Origin of the sequence: Rhodococcus sp. UFZ-B548 (assembly GCF_903819475.1) — a bacterium.
In the GTDB taxonomy this organism is placed as follows: domain Bacteria; phylum Actinomycetota; class Actinomycetes; order Mycobacteriales; family Mycobacteriaceae; genus Rhodococcus_F; species Rhodococcus_F erythropolis.
In genome coordinates this window covers 132,061-145,628 of record NZ_CAIJDS010000001.1, presented here as the reverse complement: position 1 = coordinate 145,628, position 13,568 = coordinate 132,061, and the positions used below count along the sequence as shown (strand labels likewise).

The window sequence follows — 13,568 nt, the reverse complement described above, 5'->3', positions numbered from 1 at the left end:
AGTGCCTCGTTCGTCAGCAGACCTGCTGGCCGGCGTGATATGGCGATGCGCTGCAACCGAACCCGGATCCATATCTGATCCGGATGCCCTCGAAACCGTGACCGAGTGGGTCGCAGCGTCTGTGCCTGGGACAGTCGTTGGTGCGATACAGGCGGCGCAAACGGACGCCGGACGCACGAAGTCCGTTGCATCGTCGTCGGTTTCATCATCGTCTGTTGCATCATCGGACTGGTGGTTCGTGACTACCGTGGCCACGACCGGTGAGGGGTCGTGGCTGCTCCAGTTCGACGGTGTGACGGCGTTTGCCGATGTCTGGATCGGCGGCGTCCATGTCGCGTCCACTGAATCCATGTTCACGCCTGGGGAAGTGAGCATTCCGGCCGTAGTCGGCGCTGGTAAACGCGTCCAGGTCGCTATTCATTTTCATTCTCTGTCCGCGATTCTGAGATCGAGGCGTCCTCGAGGACGTTGGCGCTCGTCGATGGTCCGTGAACAGGGTCTTCGGTGGATCCGAACCACGATGCTCGGTATGGCTCCCGTATTCAGTGGCGTTCCGGTACCGGTGGGACCGTGGCGGGGTATCCGGTTGTTGGACAAGGGAGTTGCCGCCGTAGTCTCGGCTGTCAAGCACGCGAGTGTTGACGGCACAACCGGTCACGTTGCCGTCAGCGCTCGGCTCACCGGATTGCCGGCCTCGCTGGAGTACGTGACCGTGCGCGTCGGCGAACACTCGCGACAATTGGCTGTAATTGCCGGACCGGACGGATTCCTCGAGGTGTCCGGCGTCGTCGAAGTGCCGGACGCGCAGTTGTGGTGGCCGCACACTCATGGCGCTCCTCGCACGTATCCGGTGACGATAGAAACGATCGGAGTCTCCGAGCATCTCGGTTCAGTGGGCTTCCGGACGGTGGAGGCCGACAGATCCGATGGTGGATTCCGTTTGAATGTCAACGGCATCCGGGTGTACTGCCGTGGTTCGGTGTGGGTGCCGACCGACCCGATCTCGCTTCAAGACGACGCCGGCACCACTCGTGTCTTGGAACGCCTGGCTGAGGCGGGCCTGAACATGATTCGAATCCCGGGGACGATGGTCTACGAGAGCGACCACTTCTGGGAGGAATGCGCGCGACTGGGCATTCTCGTGTGGCAGGACATGATGTTGGCGACGCTTGATCCGCCCGACACCGACGAATTCTTCGAACTCGTTGCAGCAGAGGTCACCGCGTTCTTGCACAGAGTGCGTGGAAATCCCGCTTTGGCAGTCTTCTGCGGCGGCAGCGAGACCGAACAGCAACCGACCATGCTGGGCTTGGTCGATCAACACATCCCGCTCATTCATTCGAGACTGCCGGAGCTGATCTCAGCGGTGGCACCTGAACTCGAATACGTGACGTCGTCGCCCTCGGCGCCTCGCGGGGGAGAGCAATTGGCAACGCATGTCGGAAGCGGGGTCGCTCACTACTTCGGGGTGGGTGCCTATCGTCGTCCACTGGCCGACGTGCTCAGCGCGCGAGTACGTTTTGCGACCGAATCATTGGCATTTTCGATTCCACCGTCGAATGCCGTGATCGAGAACGAATTCGGTTCGCTCGCCGTCGCAGGGCACCACCCGGCATGGAAAGCCGCGGTGCCGCGGGACAACGGATCGTCGTGGGATTTCGAGGATGTTCGGGATCACTACGTCCACGCGCTTTTCGGCGAAGACGCTCGTGAAGTCCGGTGGTCCGACCCGGAACGCTATCTCGACCTGGGGCGAGCAGCCGTATGTGAGGCGTTCGCCTCGACGCTCGGCTACTGGCGTCGCCCGGATTCTCGGTGCGACGGCGCCTTGACACTCGCACTGCGAGACCTGGAGCCCGGACCGGGATGGGGGGTCCTCGATTGGAGCGGCAGCCCCAAGGCTCCGTGGTTCGTGCTCCGTAGGAGCGCCAAACCGATCGCGCTCCTGGTCACGGACGACGGTATGGACGGACTGAGGCTCGACGCGATCAACGAGACTGCCGAACCTGTCGTCGGCGAGATCAGGTTTCGAGCGCACAGTCGGTCAGGTGTCGTCCCAGTCGACGTCGCGCTACCGGTCAAGGTGGAATCGCACTCGAGTCTGACCTGGTCCGTGGACAGCCTTGTCGGCCGTTTCACCGACCTCACTCACGTCTTTCAGTTCGGGGCGCGGACATACGACGCCGTCACCGTCACACTCGAAGACGAAGACGGAGAGATGGTGGACGAAGTGGTGCACCTCCTGGGGAGTCCGGCACGGCCCCTCGAGCGGTCGGTCGGACTTGTCGCCACGGCGCGCAACGTCGGCGACGAAGAGTGGGTAGTCGACGTCTCGACGGATGCTTCCGCCCAATACGTTGCCCTCGAACTGCAGGGCTTCGAGCCCGAAGACTCCTGGTTCCACCTCGCGCCGAACGGTCGCAGGACTGTACGTCTACGGAGAACCAGCCAGGCGACGAAGGTAATCGGCCGGGTTCGGGCGCTCAACTCTCACACCAGCGTGGCCGTGGCACCGCCGAGCGCCCCGGCCACCCGATCTTCACCGGCCAAGCGGACGACGAAGAAGCCGAGCGTTACGGGAAACTGAACGGATCGGACTGCACTGCGAGATCGCGCACCGATAGAATCGAACCGGCGCACAACTCTGCCTCGGTGGAGATCTTGCGCTCGGGCTGTGCGTCCGCAACCCGTCATCACTGTTCAGGAGTGCGTTCGTTGACTTCCTTGTCCTCTGCCCAGACTGCGCTCGCTGGACTCGCCGAGGTCGCCCTCGCAGACGCCGCGTTCACTCCAGTGATCGACTCGATCGGTGCGCCTGCCCTGGACATCGTGGCGCCGAAGCCGGCTCGACCATTCATCGCCGCTGCACTTGCCGCGCGCACTCCGGTGCTGCTGGTGACGGCCACCGGTCGCGAAGCCGACGATCTGACGTCAGAACTCACCGAGATGCTCGGTGGAGGCGTCGCGCAGTTCCCGTCGTGGGAAACATTGCCGCACGAGCGACTGTCGCCGAGCGCGGACACCGTTGGGCGACGGGTGGAGGTACTGCGCCGACTCGCCAGACCAGACGACGCCTCGTACGGCTCGCCTCTTCGGGTGATCGTGACCACGGTGCGCTCTCTCGTTCAGCCGATGGCGCCGGGTCTTGGCGAGATCGAGCCGATCACGTTGCGCGTCGGCACCGAGATCGATTTCGATTCTGTTCTGGTTCGTCTGGTGGAGATGGCGTACAGCCGTGTCGACATGGTGGGAAAGCGTGGTGAGTTCGCGGTCCGCGGCGGCATTCTCGACCTGTTCTCGCCGACGGCGGATCATCCGGTACGTATCGAATTCTGGGGTGACGAGGTATCGGAGCTTCGGTACTTCTCTGTCGCCGATCAGCGTTCACTACCGGACGTCGACGTCGATTCCGTGATCGCGCCGCCGTGTCGTGAGCTGATTCTGACAGCTGATGTTCGCGATCGAGCTGCGGCACTCGCTGCTGAGAATCAGGCTGACGCGTCGTTGGTCGAGATGCTGGACAAGATCTCGGCAGGTATCCCCGTCGAGGGGATGGAAGCTCTGCTTCCGGTTCTCAAACCCGGTGAACTGCAACTACTTTCCGATGTCCTTCCGGTAGGGGCGCACATCCTTCTGTGCGATCCGGAGAAGGTGCGCACCCGCGCCACCGATCTGGTGCGCACCGGCCAGGAATTCTTGGAAGCATCGTGGACGGCGGCATCGATCGGCGGCGCTGCACCGCTCGACACGTCGATCCTCAACGGCGGGGGAGTCGATCTCGGTGCCTCCGCATACCGGTCGCTTCGTCATGTTCGCGAATCTGCCGAAGCTGCCGGCCGTCCGTGGTGGGCGGTCAGCCCGCTGGCGTCGGGAAATGGTGAAGAACTGGAAATCCCGGTTCAGGCGGCACCGCAGGTACGTGGTTCCGACGACCTGTTGGCCGAGCTGTTCGTCAGCCTCCGGGCACACGTGAGCACGGGCGGTCGCGCGGCGATCGTGGTGGCAGGCGCCGGCACAGCAAGCCGAGTCGTCGAGCGACTCGGTGAAGCCGAAGTGCCCGCCAAGATGCTCGATGGCGGAGCGACCCCTGCCCGCGGACAGGTCGCGGTGCTCCGCGGGTCTTTGCACGACGGACTGGTACTCGCCGGCGACGACTCGACGCCGGGGATGGTGATCGTCACCGAGTCCGATCTGACGGGCAACCGCGTTGCTGCGGTCGGCGACGGAAAGCGCTTGCCGGCCAAGCGCCGCAATCAGGTCGATCCCCTCGCGCTGTCTGCAGGGGACATGGTCGTGCACGATCAGCACGGTATCGGCCGGTTCGTCGAGATGGTCGAACGCACCATCGGCGGGGCGCGTCGTGAATACCTGGTCATCGAGTATGCGCCGAGCAAGCGTGGTCACCCGGGTGATCGTCTGTTCGTCCCGATGGAATCGCTCGATCAACTCTCCCGGTACGTCGGTGGAGAGTTGCCTGCGCTGAGCAAGCTCGGTGGATCCGACTGGGCGAACACCAAGCGTAAGGCCCGCAAGGCGGTTCGTGAGATCGCGGGTGAGTTGGTTCAACTCTACGCTGCGCGTCAGGCGGCCCCGGGGCATGCATTCGGCCCGGACACGCCGTGGCAGAAGGAACTCGAAGACGCGTTCGCCTTCACCGAGACCATCGACCAGTTGACCGTCATCAGTGAGGTCAAGGCCGACATGGAGAAGCCGGTTCCGATGGACCGGGTGGTGATCGGTGACGTCGGGTACGGCAAGACGGAGATCGCCGTTCGTGCCGCGTTCAAGGCAGTCCAGGACGGCAAGCAGGTGGCGGTACTGGTCCCGACGACTCTGCTTGCACAGCAACATCTTCAGACGTTCACCGAACGAATGGCGTCGTTCCCGGTGAAGGTGCGAGGGCTGTCCCGTTTCACCGACGCCAAGGACTCGAAGGAAATCATCGCCGGCATGGCCGAAGGCGAGATCGACATCGTCGTCGGTACTCACCGGTTGCTGCAGACCGGTATTCGCTGGAAGGACCTCGGGCTTGTGATCGTCGACGAGGAACAGCGATTCGGAGTCGAGCACAAGGAACACATCAAGGCACTACGCACCCACGTCGACGTCTTGACGATGTCGGCTACCCCGATTCCTCGTACTCTCGAGATGAGCATGGCCGGGATCCGTGAGATGTCCACGATCCTCACACCGCCGGAAGAACGTCATCCGATCCTCACTTACGTCGGCGCGTATGCGGACAAGCAGGTTGCCGCGGCCATCCGGCGTGAACTTCTGCGCGACGGTCAGGTCTTCTACGTACACAACCGTGTCAGCTCGATCGACAAGGCGGCCAAGAAGATCCGTGAACTCGTCCCGGAGGCTCGCGTCGTCGTCGCGCACGGTCAGATGAACGAGGACACTCTCGAAAAGACCGTGCAGGGCTTCTGGGAACGCGACTTCGACGTGTTGGTCTGTACCACGATCATCGAAACCGGTCTGGACATCTCGAACGCGAACACACTGATCGTCGAACGTGCGGACTCGCTTGGCCTCTCGCAGTTGCATCAGCTCCGCGGACGCGTCGGGCGTAGTCGTGAACGTGGATACGCATACTTCCTGTACCCGGCCGAAAAGCCGTTGACGGAAACGGCATACGACCGACTGGCAACGATTTCGCAGAATTCGGACCTCGGCGCCGGTATGGCAGTCGCGATGAAGGACCTCGAAATCCGTGGAGCCGGAAACGTTCTGGGCGCAGAGCAGTCCGGCCACGTCGCGGGCGTCGGGTTCGATCTGTATGTCAGGCTGGTCGGTGAGGCGGTCGAAGCCTTCCGGGCTGCAGCCGACGGCAAACCGATCACCATGGACGAGGGCACGAAGGAAGTCCGGATCGACCTACCGGTGGACGCGCACATCCCGCCCGACTACGTCACCAGTGACAGGCTCAGGTTGGAGGGGTACCGCAAGCTCGCTGCGGCAACTGATTCCGACGGCATCGCTGCCGTAGTCGAAGAACTGGTCGATCGCTACGGCCCACTGCCCGAAGAGGTTCGACGGCTGATCTCGGTGGCCAAGCTTCGACTGCTCTGCCGCGAGTACCAACTGGAGGAAGTCGCCGTCACCGGAACTCAGCTCAAGATCTCGCCGATGTCACTGCCCGATTCCAAACAGATCAGGCTCAAGAGGATCTATCCGAGCGCGCAGTACCGGGCAACGACCGGGCTCGTGCAACTCCCGCTGCCTCGCACCGGCGGAGTCGGCTCGGATCGCCTGCGGGACGTCGAACTACTTCAATACATCGCGGACTTCATCTTGGCGATAGACGGGCGCGCCGCCGGTGCCGTCCTGGTCGAGGCGTGAGCACTCGGTGAACGAATCGCCCGTCGTCGTACTGCTCGATCCTCTGCGGCCGCATGTCTTTCCGCTGGAGGCGCTCCCGTTCCTGTCCGGCGCGATCGATATCGACCCGGACGTTCCCGACTCGGTACGCGGCGCATTGCCTGCCACGACACCCGGCGCCGCGGTGACTGTGATGATGGACACCGCCGAGCCGAAGATCGAGGCGTTGTCTGCCGCTGGGGTAAAGATGATTCGCGCCGAACCCATTCACGGCGATCGATTGGTGGAAGCGGCGTCGATCATGGACCGGTTGTGGAATCGCGGCGGTTGGGAGTCGACCCAGACGCACGAGAGCCTCTCGGTTTACCTCGTCGAGGAGACCTATGAGGTACTCGACGCGATTCGAAGCGACGACGAGAGCGATCTCCGTGAGGAACTCGGCGATCTGTTGCTCCAGGTGTTGTTCCACTCGCGGATCGCTCAATCTCACGGCGTTTTCGAATTGGACGACGTGGCCGGCGCACTGATCGCGAAACTCGTGCATCGCAGCCCGCACCTGGTCAGTTCCGGGGTGGTCGACATCGCTGAGCAGGAGCGGGCGTGGGACGCTTTGAAGGCTGCCGAGAAGGCGCGCGCGTCGTCCATGGACGGCATCGCTCGGTCGCAGCCGCCGTTGCTCCTCGCCGAAAAAGTACTGAGCAGGGCCGCCAAAGCCGGTGTGATCGAAAGCGCCGACGAAGCTGATCTGGAAGCTTTGATCGAACAGTGCCGACGCGCCGACACTGCACTCCTGGGCGCCCTGGACATGCTGATCGCCGACATTCGGATTCGTGAGGGAAGACGTCTCGAAAATGTGGAGGATTAGCCCACTTTGACGTAATTGCCCGGTAATCATCTGGCAACCGGAAAATAGCTTGGACTCGGTGAGTGCAGTTGAAACAAACCTAAGGTATGTTTACGTACGAAATGAGCAACACTGGGTCGTTTTATCGCACGAAGTGGCCCTTGATCGGCAGTTATGTAGGGGGTCCGATGACGGTTCGTTTCTGCACTGCGAGCAGCGAGGTACGGCAACCGGCGGGGTGTTGCCGTACCTGGAGGCTCGCAGTGGCTACCGATCAGCGATCCGCTGAATCCGTTCGACCCGCTGAAGTCATTCGAATGACTAGAAGGACTGATGGCAAATGAGCGTTCATGCTGAGGTGGAGAGCCGGTCGGCAGCATTGCAGGATTCCGCTCATGTCGGCACCGACTGGCGTCGGGCATACCGGAAGCGGATTGCCGTGAGCGATTCGATCACGGTTCTGTTCGTGATCGCGCTCGCACAGATCGGCAGCATGTGGCCGCATCCCATCGAGTGGCTGACACCACTCAAGGTGATTGCGTCTGCAGCGCTGGGAGGGCTGTGGATGATCGCGCTCGCACGCGGACGCAGCCGTCATCAGTCGATGCTGGGCGAGGGCAGCGACGAGTACGAGAAGGTGCTGCTCGCTACCGGCCAAGTCTTCGGAGTGGGCGCATTGGCCGGGATCATTCTCGGCGTAGGAATCGCGCGTAGCTATCTCATGATCGCACTGCCCGTCGGGCTCGCTGCGCTGCTTCTCGGGCGCTACCTCTGGCGACGCGACATTCGAAAGAAGCGTGCGAGCGGGGATTGCCGCAACTCGGTGCTGTTGGTCGGTGGACACGCGTCCGTCGTTGCTACCACGCGAGCCTTCGTGCGGGACTCCTCGGCAGGCTACGACGTTGTGGGAGCGTGCATTCCGCGTCGGGCGACCGCGCTGGACGATCACATCGTCGTCGACGGCGCAGCGGTCCCGGTATTGGGCAACGAGTTCGAGGTGGTCGAGGCAATGCGCGCAAGCGGCGCAGACACCGTCATCGTCACCGGAACCGAAGACCTCGGGCAGGTGGGCATACGCAAGCTGATGTGGGACCTCGAAGCCGAGGGCGTCGACATGGTGGTTTCACCGGTCGTAGCCGACGTGTCGAAGGCTCGCTTGATGTTTCGCCCGGCGGCGGGACTCCCGTTGATTCACGTTGCGCGACCGCGCTACCAGGGCGCCAACCGGCTTGCGCCCGCTGTTTTCGACGCGGTGTTCTCGATGCTGATGATCCTCCTCGTGGCGCCGGTCATGGTCGCCGCCGCCGCTGCGGTCAAGTTCACGTCGAAAGGTCCGGTGTTCTACAAGGCAGAACGCATCGGCCTCAACGGGAAACCGTTCCCTATGTTGAAGTTTCGTACCATGGTGGAAGGCGCCGATCAGCAGGTTGTCGATCTGATGGGGGACAACGAAGGCGCGGGAGGCGTGTTGTTCAAGATGCGGGAGGATCCACGAATCACGTCCGTCGGCAAGATCCTTCGTCGATTGAGCATCGACGAGCTACCACAGTTCTTCAACGTCATTCGCGGCGAGATGAGCGTTGTCGGTCCGCGGCCGCCGTTGCGGCGCGAGGTCGAGATGTACGACGACGAGGTTGCCCGGCGCCTGCTGGTCAAGCCTGGTATCACCGGTCTCTGGCAGGTAAGTGGTCGCAGTGACCTCTCGTGGGAAGAATCTGTTCGACTGGACTCTTCCTACGTGGAGAATTGGTCTATCCTGCAAAATCTTTCGATCATTAGTCGTACCGTCTCAGCGGTCGCGAAGAGCGACGGAGCGTACTGACTACGCGGTTGGTGCCGGCGCGGATATCCGCGCCGGGCACCCTCCTGTCAGCTGTCGAGCTCAACAATGCGAGAACAGATTCTTGACGTAGCCGGCAGTTTGGTAAACGTAGTTGAATGCCCACGTCCCGATCGAGAGTTCCGGACGGCTTGCGACCATGACCAGTTCTCCTTGATAACACTGCGAAATGATGTGCCGCGCCCGCGAGATATGAGGAACGAAAGTCACGACGATGACAGTCTTCCATCCGTTGGCATTGGCCATTCTCTCGATTTCGAACCCCTCGCCCTCGGTGGTGGACGGTGAGGGGACGAAACAGTCGACAGGGAAGTCGAACGTACCCTCGCAGATCGACCGCATCTTCTTGTCGTTGTCGCCGTAAGGATTCGAGAAGATCAGGCGTGGTGCGTAACCGTCTTTCATCAGTTGGATTCCGACCTCCTCGCGTCCGTCGTGTGCTCCGCCGAGGACAACGATAGCGTCAGCACTTCGTGGTGCATCGATCTTGGGTGAGACGAAGACGGGCCAACCCGCTGCCGCACCAAGGGCGAGGAGTGATAGAGGTATGCCCGCAATCTTCAAGGCCGATTTGATCTGTTTGATGGCCCCACAATACCTGGACCCAGGAGACGACGATGATCGGATGGCAACCACTTCGGACGGTGGCGGGGTTGACCGCCTTACGGGATGCCTATGGGCAGAACATGTCTGGACTCGTACCTGAGACCGGTGTGTATCTCGCCGACGACGGTTGGTGGATCGCTCTCACGGGTGCACCCGATCCCAGCTACAACCTTGCATTGGTCCATGGGGGTGATGTGCGGAAAAACACGGTCGCCGTTGTGGAACGAGTGCTCGCAGAGCGACTGCGCACCGTTGTCATGCTCGCCGGGGCGGGTCTGGATGCCGCGACCGTCCTCGCGGATGCAGGGTGGGTGTGCGTAGGTTCGAGTTCGCTACGCGCGCTACCGAATTCTCCGTCAGCGCCGGATGCCGCGGTGCGGATCCTGGAAGGTGGCGACCTGCGTTCAGCACGGCAACTTGCGGAGGATGTTTTCGGTATCGATCGCGAATCTGCGACTCTGGTGTATCAGGAGGCGGCCCCCGACCGACCAAGTGAGCGTTCAGTCGTCGGCCTGTTCGAACTCGACACGCTGCAGACCGCAGCGATGCTGTCGTTCGGTAAGCCCATCAGCACTGTGTGGGCGGCCGGAACCAGGGCGCAAGGACAGCGGCGCGGACATGGGTTGCGGGTCCTTCGGCAAGTGTCGGCAGCCGCATTCGAGGCTGTCGGCGACGGCGCCGTGTGTGGTCTCGCCAGCGCTGCCGGCAATGCTCTGTACGACGCGAGCGGAGCCGAAATCGTCGAGTACTGGCAGATGTGGTCGCGACCGCGATGGCTACTTGGTAGCTGACATCAGCCGTCAGGTATGTTTGTGTGCGTTCGGCAAACTTTTGGTTTCTTTCAGCTACGCTTCAACGCGCGATCCAGTCGGGGGTACTCAAGATGGCAGATTCGAGTACCAGGGATGCGGCGATACGTCGCGAACTCGGCGTTCCGCCCACTTTCGACCTGGTGAGGCATGCACGAAACCTTGCAAGAGTGTTCTTCCCCGCTCTTGTCATCGCATTGCTCGTCGGTGGGATTGTCTACGCTGTGCGGGGAAGCGCGACACCGGTGTATCAATCCGACATCGTCGCGGAGGTTCAGTCTGCCTCTCAAATCGTCGTGACGGACGCGAACCTCGGCCAGTTGGTTGCCCCCTATGTCGCACTGGCCACCGATAGCGATGTGGTTGCCGCCATCCACGGCCAGTTGAATAACGGGTGGACGACAGCGGATGTCTCGAGCCACATCTCGGTGACGCCGGGTACTTCTCCGGCATTGGTATTCGTCAAGGCGACTGCCTTCAGTCAGGCTGACGCGGACGCGTTGGCACGAATAGTCGTCGCCACCTTGAGCGACGCGCAGGCGCGACGCAATGCAGACACGCTGGATCGTCGTACCCGAGTTCTCACCGACGACATCGCTCGATTGAACGGGGACTTGGACGCAGCGCGGCGAGAAAGCTTGGACGAATACGAGACGCCCGCCGACGATCCGACTATCAAGGCGGATCTCGACGCGAGGCTGGAGCAGTTGCGCCAGTTGAGATCGACCGTATCCGGTTCCGACCGACTGCAGTTGCTTTCCGCCCCCGCGGGAACGGGTCTGCCGGTTGCACCGAAGCCGCTCGTCGAGTCGGCGGTTGCGTTCTTGGTGGTCCTCATTCTCGCTGCCGAAATCCTCTCTGCCTGCCGGGGTCGATTCAGTTCGCGAGTGACCGACGCGTGGGCACGTCGAACGGCCCGGAAATACGGAGCCTCACTACTCCTGCAGCACTCCGAAGCCGCTGAGTTTCCACCGAACCTCGCGCTGACGATATGCCAGCGTGCAAGTCTCGGTGATCATGTCCTGGTGCTTTCGGGTGACGGCGTCCCCTCGACATCATGGGATGTTCCTGCGCACGTGCGATCCGGGGTCTCCCGATATTCGCTGAAGTCGGACTGGTGGAGCCGATTTGACTCCAATGGAACCGGGTTTGCCCTGGTTGTTGTCTCCGCACAGCACGCCAACCAACGGGAGATCGTCGAATGCCTCAGGGCTTTGGCCGAAGTCGATGTTGCGCGAACACTGGTACTCGTGGGTCCGTCTGCTCCCGAGCCTCTCCTCGACGTACTTACCCTCGCGGTGCTGCGTCGCAGACGCAGGCCCGCAAGTTCAGTGAAACTGGCGGCCGAGCCGACCAACTCGGCCACGAACTCACAGACCCCGTCCGACAGCGCCTGGGTGAAGTCCGGTGCGCCGCGACTGAACGAGCCTTCCGTTGCCGTGCCCTACGGAATGGATACTTCCGCCCTGGATTCGAGGAGGGATCGCGCCAGCCTGGTGGATGCGAAAACGGTCAGTATTGCGAAGAAGAACCTGCCGAAGGCTACGCCCAAGCCGAGCGCAGGGGTCGAGCTCGAAGAGCCGCAGATCGTGCAGGCTGTTGATGTTGATGTCGAGGGCGCCGGAGTCGAGGCGTCCGCAGTGGAAATTTCCGGAGCGGAGTCGACCAGCAATGATGCAACTGGTGTCAAGGCGTCCGGGGAAGCCGACAGCATCGACTCCGAAGCCTCGACCGAACGAATTATGTTGACCTCCAAAGATATAGCGGAAATTCGAAAGAGGAGGCAAAGAACTCGCGTGAGCCTTATACGTTCGGATTCAGCAGACGACAGTCGGAATCCTGAAGGACCGGGCTTTCACTAGATCTTGGGTGTGCTGCACCCTCCAACTGCCTGTTTCACCGCTGCGAGTGCGGGTTTCGGAGTGTAATTGATCGTGACCAGACCGAAGTTCTGTTCGATATCCGAAGTGTTGGTTCCGCGATCACGCATGCTGTAGATGAAAATGCGCTCGATGTAACCGAGCACCTTTGCTTGCGCGAATCCATCCGAGATGATGTTGGCCTGTAATTGCGGGCTGACGGCGGTCGGGCCTGTACCTGTCGGAGCTCCGAATTCGGTTGCCCAGACTTTCTTTCCGCTGTCCCCGTTCTGCACCATCGATTCTCGCATCAGTCGGATCCTGTAGAAAGTGTTCCAATTCTGGGTGGACGAATCCGAAGGTAGCGCAGGCCAACTGTACGGATGGATCGAAAAGACATCGAATGAAGACTTTGCTCCTGCCGCGTACATACCCTTGAGATATGTGACCGGTGAGATGTCGGATCCGTTGTCGACGGCCGGTGCCAAACCGCCGTTGAGAATCTTTGCACCCGGTTGTACCGCACGGATACTTGCAGATGCGGCTTTCAGGAGTGCAGTGTAGGTGTTCACATTCGGCTTGGGGCGGAAGAATTGTGTCAGGTTCGGTTCGTTCCAAATCTCCCAAGTGCTGATTCTGTTCGAGTACCGTTGTGCTGCTTGTTGTGCAAACTTGGCAAACGCGGCCGGATCGGATGGATACCCGTGGGTATCGCTGACCCCGGCGACGCGAGCCCAAGCCGGCGTGTACGTAACGATTCCCAAGACGCTCAATCCTTGGAGACGTGCTCGATCGACGACGCGGTCGGTTGCGCTCCAATTCTGTTGGCCCTTGGTTGATTCGACGGCGGACCAATCGACGTCGAACCTGAGCCAGGTCGCGCCGGCATTCTTCATTGCGGTCAGTTCTGCATCGAGATCATTCTGAGAGAGACCGTTGAGTGGGGCGCCCGCGGCGATCCCTAAACCAACGGAACTGCACGTCGAGTTCGGGGTTGGGGTTGTTGTTGGAACTGGACTCGGTGCACACGCGCTCAATGACCCGACAGTCAACAGGGCGCAGGCGAGGGACAATCGAAGTCGACTCACGTCGACCACCTTCTTTCCACAGTGACTCGAAACCGGTGCGGGACAGACAAGTTGGAAGCCGAACTAGATGACCAATCCGACAAATCAAAGAATTGCATGAATTGGGTCACTTGGCACCAGTCTCGAAGTCGGTTCTGCAGTACTTCCGTCCGGTTGGGTGCTACTGCGAAATGCGCCGGTTGGTATTGTCCGATTTTCTCG

General features: G+C 61.4%; 8 protein-coding genes. 6 read left to right on the top strand and 2 right to left on the bottom strand.

Going from position 1 to position 13,568, the window contains the following annotated elements; genetic code table 11:
* Position 1: 1 nt before the first annotated feature.
* The 4 genes from H7C86_RS00675 to H7C86_RS00660 all read left to right on the top strand — a co-directional run bounded on the left by H7C86_RS00675 (position 2) and on the right by H7C86_RS00660 (position 8,987).
* Positions 2 to 2,587 carry a glycosyl hydrolase 2 galactose-binding domain-containing protein gene (locus H7C86_RS00675; protein ID WP_182260926.1) on the top strand — a complete coding sequence of 862 codons (2,586 nt, stop codon included), beginning with the start codon at positions 2 to 4 and terminating at the stop codon, positions 2,585 to 2,587.
* A 128-nt stretch (positions 2,588 to 2,715) separates the two neighbouring features.
* Positions 2,716 to 6,342, top strand: a complete 3,627-nt coding sequence (mfd, locus tag H7C86_RS00670; protein WP_182260925.1) for a transcription-repair coupling factor — start codon at positions 2,716 to 2,718, stop codon at positions 6,340 to 6,342.
* Between the two features lie 7 nt (positions 6,343 to 6,349).
* Positions 6,350 to 7,186 carry a MazG family protein gene (locus H7C86_RS00665; protein WP_046378951.1) on the top strand — a complete coding sequence of 279 codons (837 nt, stop codon included), beginning with the start codon at positions 6,350 to 6,352 and terminating at the stop codon, positions 7,184 to 7,186.
* 319 nt (positions 7,187 to 7,505) lie between these two features.
* Complete coding sequence (locus tag H7C86_RS00660; protein ID WP_141488619.1) at positions 7,506 to 8,987, top strand: sugar transferase; 1,482 nt, start codon at positions 7,506 to 7,508, stop codon at positions 8,985 to 8,987.
* A 60-nt stretch (positions 8,988 to 9,047) separates the two neighbouring features.
* Here H7C86_RS00660 and H7C86_RS00655 read toward each other — a convergent pair whose 3' ends face one another.
* Positions 9,048 to 9,569, bottom strand: coding sequence for a YdcF family protein (locus H7C86_RS00655; RefSeq protein WP_020970286.1), 522 nt, complete (start codon positions 9,567 to 9,569; stop codon positions 9,048 to 9,050).
* 53 nt (positions 9,570 to 9,622) lie between these two features.
* Between H7C86_RS00655 and H7C86_RS00650 the strand changes: the two genes are divergently transcribed.
* Together H7C86_RS00650 and H7C86_RS00645 are read left to right on the top strand one after the other, a co-directional pair.
* Positions 9,623 to 10,402 (top strand): N-acetyltransferase, encoded by a 780-nt coding sequence (locus tag H7C86_RS00650; protein ID WP_141488620.1) that lies wholly within the window; start codon positions 9,623 to 9,625, stop codon positions 10,400 to 10,402.
* A 92-nt stretch (positions 10,403 to 10,494) separates the two neighbouring features.
* Positions 10,495 to 12,282, top strand: coding sequence for a hypothetical protein (locus H7C86_RS00645; protein ID WP_182260924.1), 1,788 nt, complete (start codon positions 10,495 to 10,497; stop codon positions 12,280 to 12,282).
* On the opposite strand, the gene H7C86_RS00640 is transcribed toward H7C86_RS00645, so the two are convergent.
* A complete protein-coding gene (locus H7C86_RS00640; RefSeq protein WP_134999506.1) occupies positions 12,279 to 13,367 on the bottom strand; it encodes a cellulase family glycosylhydrolase in 1,089 nt (362 codons plus the stop codon). The genes H7C86_RS00645 and H7C86_RS00640 overlap by 4 nt on opposite strands.
* Positions 13,368 to 13,568: the final 201 nt, after the last annotated feature.